Below are 15,259 nucleotides of genomic sequence, written 5' to 3' on the forward strand. Positions count from 1 at the left end.
CCCCACGCCCCCGCCCCGCCCCTGACCGTCGTGTCCCGGGCGCTCTACGTCTGCGACTTGTCCTTCTCGCCCTGTTCCCCGGCCGCCCGCGCGAGCGCGGCCTTCCCCGCTTCCTTCTCCGCCTTCGCGGCGTCCGCGATCTGCCGCTTGGCCGCGGTGGCGTAGATGTCCACGTACTCCTGGCCGGACAGCCGCATGATCTCGTACATGACCTCGTCGGTCACGGCGCGCAGCACGAAACGGTCGTGCTCCATGCCGTGGTAGCGGCTGAAGTCCAGCGGCTTGCCGATCCGGATGCCGGGCCGCACCATCTGCGGCATGACCTGCCCCGGCGGCTGGACCTTCTCCGTGTCGATCATGGCGACCGGGATCACGGGCGCTCCGGTGGCGAGCGCCACGCGCGCGAGGCCGCCGGGCTTGCCGCGGTAGAGGCGGCCGTCGGGCGAACGTGTGCCCTCCGGGTAGATGCCGAACAGCTCACCGTTCCTCAGCACCTCTATGCCGCTCTTGATGGCGGCCTCGCCCGCGCCGCGCGCGCCGGAGCGGTCCACCGGGAGCTGGCCGACGCCCTTGAAGAAGGCGGCCGTCAGCCGTCCCTTCACCCCTGGCGTGGTGAAGTACTCGGCCTTCGCGATGAAGGTGACCTTGCGGTCGAGGACCGCGGGCAGGAAGAACGAGTCCGAGAAGGACAGGTGATTGCTCGCCAGGATCGCCGGGCCCTCGGCCGGTACGTTCTCCAGGCCTTCCACCCAGGGCCTGAAGATCATCTTCAGTGGCCCGCCGATGGAAAGCTTCATCGCGCCGTACAACAACCGAGTGCCTCCTGTATGTGTCGCACAGACCTTAACCCGGAGTGCCGCCAATGGGCCCGACGGCCCTGGTCGGTGTCAGTGCGGTCGCGTACGGTGAACCACACTCGGAAATGTTCTCGCCCCTGCTATGAACAGGAGACCGAAGGTGCCGGTCCTTCCTGGAGCCGAGCCGTACCGCCATGAGGGCGGGGAGGTAGGTGTCCTCCTCTGCCATGGTTTCACCGGTTCCCCGCAGTCGCTGCGGCCCTGGGCCCAGTTCCTCGCCCGGCGGTCGCTGACCGTGTCGCTGCCGCTGCTGCCGGGGCACGGCACCCGCTGGGAGGACCTCGCGCTCACCGGCTGGCAGGACTGGTACGCGCAGGTCGACCGGGAGCTGTGCGCCCTGCGCGACCGCTGTGCCCGGGTGTTCGTGGCCGGTCTGTCGATGGGCGGCACGCTGGCCCTGCGGCTCGCCGCCCGGCACGGGGACGGCGTCGCCGGTGTCGTCGTCGTCAACCCGGCGAACAAGGTCCACGGGCTGTCCGCGTACGCCCTCCCGGTCGCCCGCCACCTCGTGCGTACGACCCGGGGCATCGCGAGCGACATCGCGAAGGAGGGCGCGGTGGAGCTCGGCTACGACCGGGTGCCGCTGGCCGCGGCGCACTCCCTGCGCACCTTCTTCCGGCTCGTCGACGGCGAACTGCCGCAGGTCACCCAGCCGCTGCTGCTCCTGCGCAGCCCGCGGGACCATGTCGTTCCGCCGTCCGACTCCGCCCGTGTCCTGAGTCGTGTGTCGTCGACGGACGTAACGGAGGTCATGCTGGAACAGAGCTACCACGTGGCGACGTTGGACCACGATGCGAACCGTGTCTTCGAGGAGAGCTACGCCTTCATCGGCCGGCTCGCACCCAGTGTCGGCAAGGAAGGGACATCCGCAGGTGGCTGAGCACGACTCGGAGCGCGAGGACCGCGAGGAGCGGGAGGACCGCGGGGCGCCCGACGCCCGCGGCCGGCGCGACGACCACGGGGAACGTGACGGTCACGGGGAGCGCGACGGTCACCGGGAGCACGAGCCGCAGGATGCCGGGGTGGCCTTCGACGAGGACGCCGCGTGGGCGGCGATCGTCGCGGGCTACGGCGAGGAGCCGCCGGACCCGCCGGGCGCGAAGCCGTTCAAGACGGTCGAGGACCTGGCGCTGCTGGAGGCCGAGCCGAACGACGACAAGCCGGAGGAGAAGCAGCCGGTCAGACCGCTGGGCAGCTCGGTCTCCTTCGCGCCCGGCCTCGGGCCGCGCGACTACAAAGCGCCGGAGGCGTCCGAGGACGACTTCGACGAGGACGACGAGGGCCACTTCGTGCCGCCCGACCCGCCGCCGCTGCCCGACGCGGACACCACCGCCCGGTTCGCGTGGCTGGGGGTGGTCGGCGGCCCGATACTGCTCCTGGTCGCGGTCGTGGCCGGCTGGGACATGACCTGGTGGCTGACGACGCTCGGCGTCGGCGGCTTCCTGGGCGGCTTCGCCACGCTGGTGGTGCGGATGAGGACGGACGACGAGGACGACGGCGATCCTGGCCGGGGCGCGGTGGTCTGAACCCGGACCACGGGACTACGACGCGGGAACCCTGAGGGCGGCCAGCACCGGAAGGTGGTCCGTGGCCGCCCTCAGGTCGCTCTCGGTCACTCCGGGCTGCCCGAGCGGCACCCCGCAGCCCAGCACCTCCACTCCCGCCGTGGCGAAGAGCGCGTCGATGCGCTGGTGGGGGTCGCTGGAGGTGGAGGTGTACTCGCCGCCCCAGGGCGCGGTGGCCCGGCAGTCCTGGAGTCCTTCGGCGAGCCGCCGGAAGGTGCGGCCGGTGGGGTGTTCGTTGAGGTCGCCGCCCGCGACCGCGTGTTCCACGCCCAGCGCGGCGAGCCGGTCGAGGAGCATCCCGCCCTGCGCCTGGCGCTCCTCGCGCTGAAGGCTGAGGTGACAGCTCAGCACGCCGAGCCGGGCCGAGCCGAACCGGACGACGGCCGTCGCGAAGCCGCGTCGGTGCAGTCCGGGGGTCAGCGGGAGCAGCACGTCCTCGGTGCGTTCCACGGTGGCGCGCAGTGAGGCGAGGAGCGCGGGCCCCGCGGCGGTGGCGCCGCCGGAGAGGATCACCTGTCCGGACGCGGCGGCCAGCCGGGCCAGTTTCTTGCGCCAGCGGAAGAACCGGGGCGCCTCCTGGATCAGGACCAGGTCCGGGGCGCAGGCGCCGATGACCCGGGCGAGCGCGGTGGTGTCGTCGCGCATCGAGCGGATGTTGTAGGAGAGGACGCGGATGACGGCCGAGCCGTCGGGCTCGGTACGGGAGGCCGGAAGCAGCGGGAGCGACGTCGCCATGCACGCAAGATACGCCGTGACCGTCCCCGGCGAACGCGGGTTGCGCACGGATTCCGGCCACCCGCACCGCACCGACCGCAACCGGCCCGCACCGGCTGTCACCGCGCCGGGCACCGACCGCCGCGGGGCCCGCACCGGCTCCCTCCGGCCACCGCTCACGCCGCGCGCCCCGCGCCCCGGTCGGGGCACGGGGCGCGCGGCGTCAGCGTGTCGCGGGCGGGGCCGTCACATGATCGGGTCGGGCTCCCGGGCCAGGTCGGCCGCGCCGACCAGGCCGGCCTTGTTGCCGAGCTGGGCCGCGATCACATCGGCGACCGGACGCCAGTTGCCGCCGACCAGCCAGCGCTTGTACGACTTGCGGATCGGGTCGAGGACCAGCTCGCCCTCGTCCGAGAGGCCGCCGCCGACGATGAACGCCGAGGGGTCGAAGAGCGAGGCGAGGTCGGCGAGGCCGGCTCCGGCCCAGCGGGCCAGCTCGCGGTAGGAGTCGACGGCGACCGGGTCGCCCTGCCGGGCGGCCATGGAGATGTGCTTGCCCTCGATGCCGTCGGGAGTGCCGTCACCCAGGGCGAGCAGCACCTCGGCGTGCTCGGGGGTGGCGTTGGCGCGCTGCTTGGCGTACCTGACGAGGGCGCGGCCGGAGGCGTACTGCTCCCAGCAGCCCTGCGAGCCGCAGCCGCACAGCAGACCGTCCGGCACCATCCGGATGTGGCCGAACTCCGCGGCCACGCCGAAGTGGCCGCGGCGCAGCTTGTTGCCGATGATGATGCCGCCGCCGAGGCCGGTGCCGAGCGTGATGCAGATGACGTTGCGGTGGCCCTTGCCGGCGCCGAACTTGTACTCGCCCCAGGCCGCCGCGTTGGCGTCGTTCTCGACCACCACGGGGAGACCCACGCGGGCCTCGACCTCGTCCTTCAGCGGTTCCTGACGCCAGTCGATGTTGGGCGCGAAGTACACGGTGGAACGCTGCCGGTTGACGTAACCGGCCGCCCCGATACCCACGCCGACGATGTCGTGCCCGGCGCGCGCGCCCTCCACCGCCGAGGCGATGGCGTCCACGATGGCCTCGGACGTGGTGGGGGTCGGCACCTTGAAGGTCGAGAGGATGTTGCCTTCCTCGTCGACCACGCCGGCCGCGATCTTCGTGCCGCCGATGTCGACGCCGATGGTGAGTCCCATGAATCCCTCAGTTTCGGTCGAGCCCCGCTACGGCCAACCGTACCCGAGGGGACCGTCAGTCCAAGTCGATGCGCTCACCCGGACCGCCGTCGTCACCCCGGTCGCGGCGCCCGTCGTCGTCCTTCGGCCCGCCGCGGAGGTCGTCGGCGCGGGCCGTCCAGCGGCTTTCCTGGCCCTGGACGGCGGAGCGGTAGGCGGCGAGCAGTTCGTCCCCGGCCGCGGCGAGATGATCGAAGACGTCCGGATTGCGCTCCAGGACGGGTTCCACGGCGGCCTTCGCCTGCTGCACGACCTGGCGCACCACCTGCTGCGCCGCGGGTCCGGCGACCGCCCCGAACAGCGGCGACCGCACGGCGGACAGCTTGTCGGCGACGGCGTCGACGAGCTTGCGCAGCTCCTCGGCGGCGGAGCCGGGAGGCCGGCCGTAGTCGGTGCGGCGGCGGGCCCGCTCGGCTTCGAGGTCCTCGGCACAGGCCTTGGCCCAGGCGTCGTCGTCGGTCGCCCGGGGCCCCGGGTTCTCGGCTTCGCTCATGACGGACTCCTGACTACGGTTCGCCTCTACGACGTTACCCGAACGGCGGTACGTGGCTCACCTGGCCCGCGGCCACAGATCGGGGTCGGGGGCGAACCGGACGCGCAGCTCGCCGTCGCGCAGGGCGGCGCCGTCGACGGTGCAGCGGCGCAGTGCCGAGGGAAGGGCGACGATCCGGCGGAACTGCCCGGCGGTGACGACGAGTTCGTCGCCGCGCCGGACGAGGTCGAGGGACTCGCGTATCGCGCCGGGCAGCGGGATGTGCCAGACCAGCACCCCGTCCTCGGCGAGCCGGTCGGCGACCGGCCACTCGACCGGGGCGGGTGCCGTATTGACGTCGGGCGTGGTGAGGCCGCCGAGGTCGTCGGCGCCCTGGGGGTCCCGGCCCAGATGGGTGACGGGGTGGACGGTGTACGACTCGCGCCAGTCGGCGAGCGTTTTGCGCTGCTGGGCGGCCAGACCGGCCAGCCAGGGGTCCTCGACGGTGTCGGGCAGGACCCGGTTGGCGACGAGGCACTCGACGGGCAGGCCGCGCAGGGCGAGGCCGAGTCCGGCGGTGCGCACGGCGTCCGCGCCGGCCGGTCCCGGCTCGGCGACCAGGCGTACGGCGGTGCCCCGGTCGGCGAGGACCGCCTCCACCGCGGCGAGTTCCAGGTCCCACCGGGCGGTGGTCTCGTAGAGCGCGTCCGTGGGCATCGGGACGCCGGCGAGCCGGCCCAGGACCGGGCGCAGGGCGCGGGCGGCCTGTCGCTCCGGCGGGAGCAGCCGGCGCAGATAGCGGCGCAGCTCCTCGGGCAGGGCGAGCAGCGCGAGGGCCTGCGGAACGGGGGGCAGGTCGACCACGAGCAGGTCGTGCGCGTCCGAGAGCGCGGCGTCCCGCAGCGCGCGCAGCAGGCCGAGCTCCTCGGCGCCGGGCAGCGGGGTGAGTTCCTCGGGCTCCAGCCGGGAGGCGCCGAGGAGGTCCAGGACGGAGGCGGCGCGGTCCTGGAAGGAGACGAGGTCCTCGTGGAAGCGGGTGACCGCGTCGGGGCGCCAGGCGGTCAGGCCGGGGGCGACCCGCGTCGGGGCCGTGCCGGTCGCCGTGCCCAGGGCGGCACCGAGGGTGTCGGTGCGGTCGGCACCCAGCAGCAGGGTCCGGATGCCGGCGCGCGCCGCACGCAGGGCGGTGGCGGCGGCGACGGTCGTACGACCGCTGCCGCCCGGACCCGTGATCAGGATGGTGCGCATGGGGGTGAACGCTACCGCCGCGCGCCGCCCGTCCGTCTCCCGCTACTTCTCGCCCGACTCGACGCGCTTCTTCAGCCCCGCCAGCGCCCGGTCGATGATGACCTTCTCCGCCTTGCGCTTGATCATGCCGAGCATCGGGATCTTGACGTCGACGGTGAGCAGGTAGGTCACCTCGGTCGCGCCGCCGGCGGCCGGCTTCAGGACGTAGGAGCCGTCCAGGGAGCGCAGCATCTGCGACTTGACCAGGGTCCAGGAGACCTCGTGGGCTCCGGTCCAGGTGTACGCCAGGGTCTGGTCGTCCTTGATCGCTCCGGCGTCCATGACGAGTCGGACCTGCTCGGCGCGGCCCTGGTCGTCGGTCTTGAGGACCTCCGCCTCCTTCACCTCGCCGGTCCAGTCCGGGTAGCGGGCGAAGTCGGCGATCACCCCCATCACGTCGGCCGGTGCCGCCTCGATCGTGATGCTCGAACTGGTGTGTTCCGCCATCGCCGTGGCTCCTCCAGATGCGGGCCGGTAAGGGCGTCGTGCCGCGCCCTGCTGCGCAAGTGTGTGCAGCGTGAAGGCTACCGCGCACGGGTCGGGCCGCCGTCACCCCACCTGCGGCCGCTCACCATTCCAGCGCCCAGGGCCGTCCGGACCCGGCGAAGTGCCCGACGTTCACGCACTCCGTCGCCCCGATCCGCATCCGTCGCACCAGCGGCTGGTGGACGTGTCCGAACAGCGCGTAGCGGGGGCGCGTGCGCCGGATCGCGGCCAGCAGGGCGCGGCTGCCGCGCTCGAAGCGGCGCGCGACCGTGTCGTAGACCAGCTCGGGCACCTCCGGCGGGATGTGGGTGCACAGCACGTCGACCTCGCCCACGGCCTCGATCTTCGCGGCGTACTCCTCCTCGCTGATCTCGTAGGGGGTCCGCATCGGGGTGCGCAGTCCGCCGCCCACGAAGCCGAAGACCCGGCCGCCGATCTCCACCCGCTCGCCGTCGAGGACCGTGGTGCCCGGTCCGGCGTACTCCCGCCACAGGGGTGGCATGTCGACATTGCCGTAGGTCGCGTACGTCGGGGTGGGGAACGCGGCGAACAGCTCGGCGTACTGCTTGCGCACCGCCGCCTCGATCACGGACGCCCGGTCGGCGCCGACGCCCGCCCACAGCTGCGCGCCGAGCTCGCGCGCCTCCGTGAAGCGCCGGGCGGTGCGCAGCGCGACGATCCGGTCGGCGTTCTCGACGCCGAACAGGTCGGGGAAGATCCCGCGCGAGTGGTCCGCGTAGTCCAGGAACAGCACCAGGTCGCCGAGGCAGATCAGCGCGTCGGCGCCGTCGCCGGCCCTGGCCAGGTCGCGGGCGTTGCCGTGCACGTCGCTGACCACATGGACGCGTGTCCTGCGGCGGCCGACTGGTGTGGGTGCCATGTCGATCAAGAGTAGGCGTGCGGGGCATACGTGAACAGTGGCGGTCGGACCTGCCCTTACTGGCTCGTCAGTTCAGGCGTGGACTACTGTGCGTCAAGGAACACCAATCTGTGTGACGCAGCGAACATCTCGCCGGACCCCCCTGTCGAAGACGGCATACCGGCGGGTAACGTCCGGGCAGTCCAGTCGTACTCAGAATTTCAACCAGCGGGTCGCGAGCCCGTGGGTGAACCTCCTGGGTACTGCCCGAGCCGTGGACCGCACCGTCGCATCGCACAACGTCGTGGCGCCGGCGCCCTATGAGGAGCAGCAGTCTTGCGCGAGTTCAGCCTTCCGGCTTTGTACGAGGTCCCTGCGGACGGCAATCTCACCGACATCGTCCGGAGAAACGCCGCGCAGCACCCCGACGTCGCCGTCATCGCCCGCAAGGTGGGCGGCGTCTGGCAGGACGTGACGGCCACCGCCTTCCAGGCCGAGGTGCGCGCCGCGGCCAAGGGCCTGATCGCCTCCGGCGTCCGGCCGGGCGACCGGGTAGCCCTGATGTCCCGCACCCGCTACGAGTGGACGCTGCTGGACTTCGCAATCTGGAGCGCCGGCGCGGTCACCGTGCCGGTGTACGAGACCAGCTCGCCGGAGCAGGTGCAGTGGATCCTCTCCGACTCGGGCGCCACCGCCTGTGTGGTGGAGCTCCCCGCCCACGCGGAGGCCGTCGAGTCGGTGCGGGCGACGCTGCCCGCGCTGAAGCACGTCTGGCAGATCGAGGACGGCGGCATCGCCGAGCTGGAGCGGGCCGGGCAGGACGTCCCGGACTCGGCCGTCGAGGAGCGCAGCTCGATCGCCGGCGCCGACGACCCGGCGACCATCGTCTACACCTCCGGCACCACGGGCCGCCCCAAGGGCTGTGTGCTGACCCACCGCAGCTTCTTCGCCGAGTGCGGGAACATCGTGGAGCGGCTGCGCCCGCTGTTCCGCACCGGCGAGTGCTCGGTGCTGCTGTTCCTGCCGCTGGCGCACGTCTTCGGCCGGCTCGTGCAGATCGCGCCGATGATGGCGCCGATCAAGCTGGGCTGCGTCCCGGACATCAAGAACCTCACCGACGAGCTGGCCGCCTTCCGCCCGACGCTGATCCTCGGCGTCCCGCGGGTCTTCGAGAAGGTCTACAACTCGGCGCGCGCCAAGGCCCAGGCGGACGGCAAGGGCAAGATCTTCGACAAGGCCACGGACACCGCCATCGCCTTCAGCAAGGCGCAGGACACCCCCTCGGGCCCGTCGCTCGGCCTGCGGATCAAGCACACGGTGTTCGACAAGCTCGTCTACAGCAAGCTGCGCGCGGTCCTCGGCGGCCGCGGCGAGTACGCGATCTCCGGTGGCGCCCCGCTGGGCGAGCGCCTCGGCCACTTCTTCCGCGGCATCGGCTTCACGGTCCTGGAGGGCTACGGCCTGACCGAGTCCTGTGCCGCCACCGCGTTCAACCCCTGGGACCGGCAGAAGATCGGCACGGTCGGCCAGCCGCTGCCCGGCTCGGTGGTGCGCATCGCCGACGACGGCGAGGTGCTGCTGCACGGCGAGCACCTGTTCAAGGGCTACTGGAACAACGAGGCGGCGACCGCGGAGGCGCTGGCCGACGGCTGGTTCCACACCGGTGACGTCGGCACCCTCGACGAGGACGGCTACCTCAGGATCACCGGCCGCAAGAAGGAGATCATCGTCACCGCCGGCGGCAAGAACGTCGCCCCGGCCGTGATAGAGGACCGCATCCGCGCGCACGCGCTGGTCGCGGAGTGCATGGTGGTGGGCGACGGGCGGCCGTTCGTCGGCGCGCTGGTCACCCTCGACAACGAGTTCCTGGACCGCTGGGCGGCCGACCACGGCAAGCCGGCGGGTTCCACCGCGACGTCGCTGCGCGACGACCCGGATCTGCTCGCGGCGATCCAGGCGGCGGTCGACGACGGCAACGCCGCGGTGTCGAAGGCGGAATCGGTGCGGAAGTTCCGCATTCTGTCCTCCCAGTTCTCGGAGGAGTCGGGCCACCTGACGCCGTCGCTGAAGCTCAAGCGCAACGTGGTGGCGAAGGACTACGCGGACGAGATCGAGGCCATCTACGCGAAGTAGTACGGCCGTCGGCTCACATGTCCTCGGCGAGGACCCGTTCCATCGTGCGCTCGGCGAGCGCGGTGATGGTCACGAACGGGTTCACGCCGATGTTCCCCGGCACCAGTGAGCCGTCCGTGACGTACAGCTTCGAATACCCCTTCACCCGGCCGTAGTCGTCGGTCGCCCTGCCCAGCACGCAGCCGCCGAGCGGGTGGTAGCAGAAGTCGTCCGCGAACACCTTGCCGCTCGACCCGAACAGGTCGTACCGGTAGATCGTCGCGTTGGCCGCGTTGATCCGGTCGAACAGCTTCTTCGCCATGGCGACCGAGACCGCGCTCTGGGCCGCGGTCCAGCCGAGCTTCACCGCGTCGCTCGCCGAGTCGTAGGTGAAGGACGCCCGTTGCGGGTTCTTGGTGATCGCCAGGTACAGGCTCACCCAGGTCTCGAACCCGATGGGCAGCGGGGCGATCTCCGCGAAGACCGGGTTGGCGGTGTTGGCCCAGTCGTCGATGCCCATCACCGGCATGGTCGACTGGTTGGCGCCGGTGGTGTCCCAGATGTGGTTGGCGCGCCCGAGCATGGTGTTGCCGTTAGTGCTCCAGCCCGCGCCCACACTGGAGTTGAGGGCGGGCAGCGCGCCGGTGTCCCTGGCCCGGACGAGCAACTCCGTGGTCCCGAGGCTGCCACCGCCCAGGAACAGCGAGGTGCAGCTGTACTGCTTGCTCTCGACCACGGCCCCGGTCGTGTCGATCCGGTCCACGCTCAGCACGTACGAGCCGTCGCTCGCCCGCGTGATCGCCTTGACCTTCTCCATGGTGTGGATGGTGAGGTTGCCGGTGCCGAGCGCTGCGGCCAGATAGGTCTTGTCGAGGCTCTTCTTGCCGTAGTTGTTGCCGTAGATGACCTCCTGGGCGAGCGCGGACTTCGTGGCGGTCCCCGCGGCCTCCCGCTGCATGTACCCGAAGTCGTAGACGTTCGGCACGAAGGTGGTCCTGAGCCCGGTGTTGGCGGCGGCCTTCCTGGAGGTCCGGGTGAACTGGTACCACTCGGTCGACTCGAACCAGGTGGGGTCGACGGTGTTGACGCCGAGCATGGCGCGGGCCCGCGGGTAGTAGGTGTCGTACATCGCGCTCGTGTCCACGGTCGGGAACTGCTCGGCGAAGTACGACTGGAGGGGCGTGACCGCCATCCCCCCGTTGACCAGCGAACCGCCGCCCACGCCGCGCCCGACGTACACGGACATGTTGTCGTAGTGCACCCGGTCCAGGACGCCGGGATAGGCGGTGATGTCCTTGTTGACGACGTCCAGCCAGAGGAAGGTGGCGAGCGGCGCCTCGGTCCGGGTCTTGAACCACATGGACCGCTTGTCCGGGGCTGCGGTGGAACAGAAGACCTTGCCGTCGGAGCCGGCCGTGTTCCACAGCTGCCCCATCTCGATCATGAGGGTCCGCACCCCGGCCTGCCCGAGCCGGAGCGCGGCCACGGCCCCGCCGTACCCGGAACCGACCACGATGGCGGGTGCGTTGTCGACGGCGGCGGCCTCCTCGGCGGCCTGCGCCGACCGGAGTCCGATCCGGGTGAGACCGGCCGCGGCGGCGGTCTGGAGGGCGATCATGCCCAGGATGTGACGTCTCGTCAGTTGACGCTGCATCAGTTTTGCTGTCATGGACGCAGCATCGGCGGATTATTTCCCTCCGCCTAGTGCTCCCACCCGAGGAGGCACCGCAGGTTCTCCGCCCGCGCCGCGGCGCAGGGCCTTCGCCGCGGTGCGCGCAGGCACTCCGTCGCGGCGCGCTGCTGCTCCGCCGCGGCGGCGCGCGCCGTCCCTCGACTACAGCAGCGCGCGCAGCTTCTCCGCCAGCAGGTCCCAGCGCCACTTCTCCTCGACCCACTGCCGGCCCCGCTCGCCCATCCGGCGGCGCAGCTCCGCGTCGCCCAGGAGCGTCACGATCCGTTCGGCGGCCTCCTCGGCGACGCCGCCGCGCACCACCCAGCCGGTCTCGCCGTCGAGCACGGCGTCGGGCGCCCCGCCGGAGTCGCCGGCCACGACGGGCAGCCCGGTCGCGGACGCCTCCAGGTAGACGATCCCCAGTCCCTCGACGTCGAGCCCGCCCCGGCGGGTCCGGCACGGCATCGCGAAGACGTCCCCGGCGCCGAAGTGGGCGGGCAGTTCGCCCCAGGGCACGGCCCCCGTGAAACGCACCGAGCCGGCCACCCCGGTCTCGTGGGCGAGCCTGCGCAGGTCCTTCTCGTAAGGGCCGCCGCCGACGACCAGCAGCACCGCGTCCGGCTCGGCCGCCAGGATCCGGGGCATGGCCAGGATCAGCGTGTCCTGTCCCTTGCGCGGCACCAGCCGGGACACGCACACCACGACCGGGCGGTCGGTGAGCCCGAGCCGGGCCCGTACCGCGTCGCCGCCCGATCCTGGGTGGAAGGTCTTCTCGTCGACGCCCGGCGGCAACTGGACCATCCGCCCGGCCGCGCCCGGGGTGAGCGCGGGCGCTATCCGGGAGCGGGTGTACTCGCCGAGGTAGGTGACGGTGTCCGTGGACTCCCCGATCCGGCGCAGCAGCTGCCGTGCGGCGGGCAGCTGGGCCCAGCCGGCCTCGTGACCGTGGGTGGTGGCCACCAGCCGCTCGGCGCCGGCCCTGCGCAGTGCCGGAGCCATCAGCCCGAGCGGCGCCGCCGCGCCGAACCACACCGAGGTGCAGCCGTGCTCGCGCAGCAGCCCGACCGCCCGCCGGGTCGCCCCCGGCGTCGGCAGCAGCATCGTCGTACGGTCGCGTACGACCGTGAAGGGCTGCTCGGCGTCGAAGGCGGCCGTCGCCTCGGCACCCTCCCGGCCGTGCTTCCAGGTGGAGGCGTAGACGACCAGCCGTTCGGGGTCGAGCCGCAGCGCCATGTTGTGCAGGAACGCCTGGATGCCACCGGGGCGGGGCGGGAAGTCGTTCGTCACGATGAGGGTCTTGTCCATCGCCGCCGACCTTACCCAACGTGTCCGAACGGCCGACCGCGGCCGTGCTTCATGGCCCTCGCACAGCCCGGCAGGTCATCATGTGCTCGTCGGCAGGGCAGGCGGACGGGACAGGGGCACAGGTGGACACTGGCGCGGGGCGGTCCCCGGTCTGGCTGCTGGGCGTCTGGGCGGCGACCAGGCTGCCGCTGCTGCTGTTCGTGCTCAAGGTGTTCGTCTTCCCGGGGCCGGACGTCACCAGCGACGTGTCCGTGATCTACCAGGGCTGGTACGAGGTGCTGCGGCACGGCACCTTCCCGCTCTCCGACGTCACCTGGCAGTACCCGCCCGCCGCCGCGCTGGCCGTCCTCTCCCCCGGGCTGCTGCCGTTCCTGTCCTACCCGAACGCCTTCTTCGCCCTCGCCGTCCTGGCCGACCTGCTGGTCCTGCTGCTGTTGCGCTACGCCGGCCCGCGCGCCCGCCGCTCGCCGCTCGGCGCCTGGGCGTGGGTGGCGGGCGCGGCGCTGCTCGGGCCGACGCTCTACGCCCGCTACGACGTGATGGTGACCGCCGTGGCGGTGGCCTCGCTGCTCGCGGGCACCCGGCACCCCCGGCTGATGGGCGCGCTGGCGGGCTTCGGGGCGCTGGTGAAGGTGTGGCCGGCGCTGCTGCTGGTGGGTGCCGTACGGCGCCGGGCGTGGGTGGCGGCGGCGGTGACGGCGGCCGGGGTGTCCCTGGTGGCCGCCCTGGCCATGCCCGGCGCGTTCGCGTTCCTGGCCTTCCAGCGCAACCGCGGGACCGAGGTGGAGTCGCTGGGCTCGCTGGTCTTCCATGTGGCCCGGCACTTCGGCTGGAGCGGCCAGGTGCTGCTCAACTACGGCTCGGTGGAGTTCCTCGGCCCGTACGTGGACCTCGTCAGCACGGCGGCGCTGGCCCTGACCGGGGCGGCCTTCGGCTGGCTGCTGCTGTGGCGTCTGATGGCCACCCGCTTCCGGCCGCACACGCTCCCGGACGCGGCGCTGGTGGCGGTGCTGCTGTTCGTCGTCACCAGCCGGGTGATCAGCCCGCAGTACCTGGTGTGGCTGGTCGGGGTCGCGGCGGTCTGCCTGTGCCACCGCGACACCCGGATGCGGCCGCCGGCCGCCCTGGTCCTGGCGGCGACGCCCGTGACGGTGCTGGAGTTCCCCCTCGGCTTCGACCATGTCGTGTCGAGCGACGCGACGGGCCTCACCCTGCTGTTCGTGCGCAACGGGCTGCTGGTGGCCGCGACGGTCGTCGCGGCCGTACGGCTGTGGCGCTCGACGGTGCCCCGCAGGGGCGGGGCGTCCTTCCCGGCTCAGGCGGCCCGCACCAACGGGACCCCGGTCTCCTCCTGACGGCGGGCCGCGCGGGCGGCCGTCAGGGCCAGCGCCGCGCACTGCACGGTCATGGACAGCGCCAGCGCCAGGCAGACGCCGGGCAGTCCGAGGCCGGACAGGGCGAGGGCGAGCGGCAGTTGGACCGCGGTGCCGAGCACGGTCACCCGCAGCAGGGTCGGTGCTCCCCCGCTGCCCTCGAAGACCCCGCCGAGCGCGATGAAGCAGCCCGTCAGCAGCAGGTAGGGCCCGACGCAGCGCAGGAACAGCACCCCGGCACGGGCGACCTCGGGCCCGGCGCCGAAGGCGGCCATGACCCAGGGGGCGGCCAGGCCCAGCAGGACGGCCGCGGCCAGGGCCGCCGTCCCGGAGACCAGCACGGCCTGCCGGCCGATGGCCCGCCGGGCGTCCCGGCCCGCGCCGCGGGTGTGCGCGGTGTGGATCGAGGCGGCCTGGCGTACCGCGTAGAAGGCCATGGTCGCGACGTACATGACCTTGTAGGCGATCGCGTACGCGGCCACGGCGGTCACGCCGAGCCGGGCCACGATCGCGACCAGCACCAGCGCGCCGCCCTGGCGCACGGTGAAGTCCGCCGACATCGGCAGCCCGGTGGTCAGGGTCCGGCGCAGCGCGGCGACGGTCGGCTCGGCGGGACGCACCCGTGCCGCGCCGCGCAGCAGCGCGTTGCGGCGCAGCGCCCGCAGTCCCGCCGCGAGGGCCACGCCTCGGCACAGCACGGTGGAGACGGCGGCGCCCCGGACGCCGTAGAGGTGGATGAGCGGCGGGTCGCAGAGCAGGATCAGGCCGTTGGCGAGCAGGGCGAGCCGCATCGGGGTCCTGGTGTCGCCGGTGCCCTTGAGGATGCCGTCGACGAGGTTCTGGGCGAAGAAGACGGCCATGCCCGGCAGCGAGACGGCGAAGTAGGCGACGGCGAGGGGGACCGCGGCGCTGTCGGCGCCGCCCAGGACCAGCCGGGCCAGCGGTGCGCGCAGCAGGAAGCAGCAGGTCAGGACGGTGGGCGTGACCAGTGCGCACACGGCCCAGCCACCGCGTACCGCGGCCCGCAGCGCGGCCGGGTCGCGGGCTCCCCTGGCGTGGGCGACCAGCACGGTCGTACCGGAGCCGAAGACCAGGGCCACGCCGAGGAGCACGTTCTCGGTGTTGGTGGCCACGGCGACGGCGGCCACGGCCGGGCCGCCGAGCCGGGAGACCCAGACGGTGTTGATGATCCCGGCGGCGACGGAGGCCAGCAGCGAGAGGTAGACGGGACGGGCGAGCCGGACGAGCTGTGCGCGGTGTTCGTTCACGATGCGATTCCCCCTGGTACCTCTTATCGAGTTACCTCGAAACGAGGTAA

Annotated in this window: 14 protein-coding genes; 4 read left to right on the forward strand and 10 right to left on the reverse strand. The window is 72.5% G+C overall.

The window, feature by feature from the left end; genetic code table 11:
* Window positions 1-44: 44 nt before the first annotated feature.
* Window positions 45-797, reverse strand: a complete 753-nt coding sequence (locus tag FNH09_RS10550) for a lysophospholipid acyltransferase family protein (RefSeq protein WP_152886498.1) — start codon at window positions 795-797, stop codon at window positions 45-47.
* Window positions 798-957: 160 nt separating this feature from the next.
* Between FNH09_RS10550 and FNH09_RS10555 the strand changes: the two genes are divergently transcribed.
* Complete coding sequence (locus FNH09_RS10555) at window positions 958-1,737, forward strand: alpha/beta fold hydrolase (RefSeq protein WP_162468376.1); 780 nt, start codon at window positions 958-960, stop codon at window positions 1,735-1,737.
* Window positions 1,730-2,383 carry a hypothetical protein gene (locus tag FNH09_RS10560; protein ID WP_162468377.1) on the forward strand — a complete coding sequence of 218 codons (654 nt, stop codon included), beginning with the start codon at window positions 1,730-1,732 and terminating at the stop codon, window positions 2,381-2,383. The genes FNH09_RS10555 and FNH09_RS10560 overlap by 8 nt, the downstream gene beginning before the upstream one ends.
* Before the next feature lie 15 nt (window positions 2,384-2,398).
* Here FNH09_RS10560 and FNH09_RS10565 read toward each other — a convergent pair whose 3' ends face one another.
* The 6 genes from FNH09_RS10565 to FNH09_RS10590 all read right to left on the reverse strand — a co-directional run bounded on the left by FNH09_RS10565 (window position 2,399) and on the right by FNH09_RS10590 (window position 7,500).
* On the reverse strand, window positions 2,399-3,157 hold the full coding sequence (locus FNH09_RS10565) for an endonuclease/exonuclease/phosphatase family protein (protein WP_152886500.1): 759 nt from the start codon (window positions 3,155-3,157) through the stop codon (window positions 2,399-2,401).
* A 225-nt stretch (window positions 3,158-3,382) separates the two neighbouring features.
* Window positions 3,383-4,336, reverse strand: coding sequence for an ROK family glucokinase (locus FNH09_RS10570; protein WP_152886501.1), 954 nt, complete (start codon window positions 4,334-4,336; stop codon window positions 3,383-3,385).
* A gap of 55 nt (window positions 4,337-4,391) precedes the next feature.
* Window positions 4,392-4,868, reverse strand: a complete 477-nt coding sequence (locus tag FNH09_RS10575) for a DUF5304 domain-containing protein (RefSeq protein ID WP_152886502.1) — start codon at window positions 4,866-4,868, stop codon at window positions 4,392-4,394.
* 57 nt (window positions 4,869-4,925) lie between these two features.
* Window positions 4,926-6,095 (reverse strand): ArsA family ATPase, encoded by a 1,170-nt coding sequence (locus tag FNH09_RS10580; RefSeq protein WP_152886503.1) that lies wholly within the window; start codon window positions 6,093-6,095, stop codon window positions 4,926-4,928.
* Between the two features lie 42 nt (window positions 6,096-6,137).
* The gene (locus tag FNH09_RS10585) at window positions 6,138-6,581 is read right to left on the reverse strand and encodes an SRPBCC family protein (protein WP_152886504.1); all 444 of its coding nucleotides are present in this window, start codon (window positions 6,579-6,581) and stop codon (window positions 6,138-6,140) included.
* 121 nt (window positions 6,582-6,702) lie between these two features.
* Window positions 6,703-7,500, reverse strand: coding sequence for a metallophosphoesterase family protein (locus FNH09_RS10590; RefSeq protein WP_152886505.1), 798 nt, complete (start codon window positions 7,498-7,500; stop codon window positions 6,703-6,705).
* Window positions 7,501-7,815: 315 nt separating this feature from the next.
* Between FNH09_RS10590 and FNH09_RS10595 the strand changes: the two genes are divergently transcribed.
* Window positions 7,816-9,612 (forward strand): AMP-dependent synthetase/ligase, encoded by a 1,797-nt coding sequence (locus FNH09_RS10595; protein ID WP_152886506.1) that lies wholly within the window; start codon window positions 7,816-7,818, stop codon window positions 9,610-9,612.
* A gap of 13 nt (window positions 9,613-9,625) precedes the next feature.
* Here the strand turns inward: FNH09_RS10595 and FNH09_RS10600 are convergent, their stop codons facing one another.
* Window positions 9,626-11,260: a GMC oxidoreductase gene (locus FNH09_RS10600; protein ID WP_476691266.1), complete on the reverse strand. Its 1,635-nt coding sequence runs from the start codon at window positions 11,258-11,260 to the stop codon at window positions 9,626-9,628.
* 165 nt (window positions 11,261-11,425) lie between these two features.
* Window positions 11,426-12,568 (reverse strand): glycosyltransferase family 4 protein, encoded by a 1,143-nt coding sequence (locus FNH09_RS10605; RefSeq protein WP_152886507.1) that lies wholly within the window; start codon window positions 12,566-12,568, stop codon window positions 11,426-11,428.
* Window positions 12,569-12,648: 80 nt separating this feature from the next.
* Between FNH09_RS10605 and FNH09_RS10610 the strand changes: the two genes are divergently transcribed.
* Window positions 12,649-13,923: a glycosyltransferase 87 family protein gene (locus FNH09_RS10610; protein WP_152886508.1), complete on the forward strand. Its 1,275-nt coding sequence runs from the start codon at window positions 12,649-12,651 to the stop codon at window positions 13,921-13,923.
* Here the strand turns inward: FNH09_RS10610 and FNH09_RS10615 are convergent.
* The gene (locus tag FNH09_RS10615; protein ID WP_162468379.1) at window positions 13,884-15,209 is read right to left on the reverse strand and encodes an MATE family efflux transporter; all 1,326 of its coding nucleotides are present in this window, start codon (window positions 15,207-15,209) and stop codon (window positions 13,884-13,886) included. The two genes, FNH09_RS10610 and FNH09_RS10615, sit on opposite strands and share 40 nt — an antisense overlap.
* Between the last annotated feature and the right edge of the window lie 50 nt (window positions 15,210-15,259).

This window comes from Streptomyces adustus, from assembly GCF_009377175.1.
GTDB classification, from domain to species: domain Bacteria; phylum Actinomycetota; class Actinomycetes; order Streptomycetales; family Streptomycetaceae; genus Streptomyces; species Streptomyces adustus.

Excerpts from the sequence above, each read along its gene's own strand:
- FNH09_RS10610 (WP_152886508.1), top strand. The coding sequence starts at position 12,649 with ATGTGCTCGTCGGCAGGGCAGGCGGACGGGACAGGGGCACAGGTGGAC.
- FNH09_RS10600 (WP_476691266.1), bottom strand. The coding sequence starts at position 11,260 with ATGACAGCAAAACTGATGCAGCGTCAACTGACGAGACGTCACATCCTG.
- FNH09_RS10550 (WP_152886498.1), bottom strand. The coding sequence starts at position 797 with ATGAAGCTTTCCATCGGCGGGCCACTGAAGATGATCTTCAGGCCCTGG.
- FNH09_RS10590 (WP_152886505.1), bottom strand. The coding sequence starts at position 7,500 with ATGGCACCCACACCAGTCGGCCGCCGCAGGACACGCGTCCATGTGGTC.
- FNH09_RS10570 (WP_152886501.1), bottom strand. The coding sequence starts at position 4,336 with ATGGGACTCACCATCGGCGTCGACATCGGCGGCACGAAGATCGCGGCC.
- FNH09_RS10580 (WP_152886503.1), bottom strand. The coding sequence starts at position 6,095 with ATGCGCACCATCCTGATCACGGGTCCGGGCGGCAGCGGTCGTACGACC.
- FNH09_RS10585 (WP_152886504.1), bottom strand. The coding sequence starts at position 6,581 with ATGGCGGAACACACCAGTTCGAGCATCACGATCGAGGCGGCACCGGCC.
- FNH09_RS10565 (WP_152886500.1), bottom strand. The coding sequence starts at position 3,157 with ATGGCGACGTCGCTCCCGCTGCTTCCGGCCTCCCGTACCGAGCCCGAC.
- FNH09_RS10575 (WP_152886502.1), bottom strand. The coding sequence starts at position 4,868 with ATGAGCGAAGCCGAGAACCCGGGGCCCCGGGCGACCGACGACGACGCC.
- FNH09_RS10605 (WP_152886507.1), bottom strand. The coding sequence starts at position 12,568 with ATGGACAAGACCCTCATCGTGACGAACGACTTCCCGCCCCGCCCCGGT.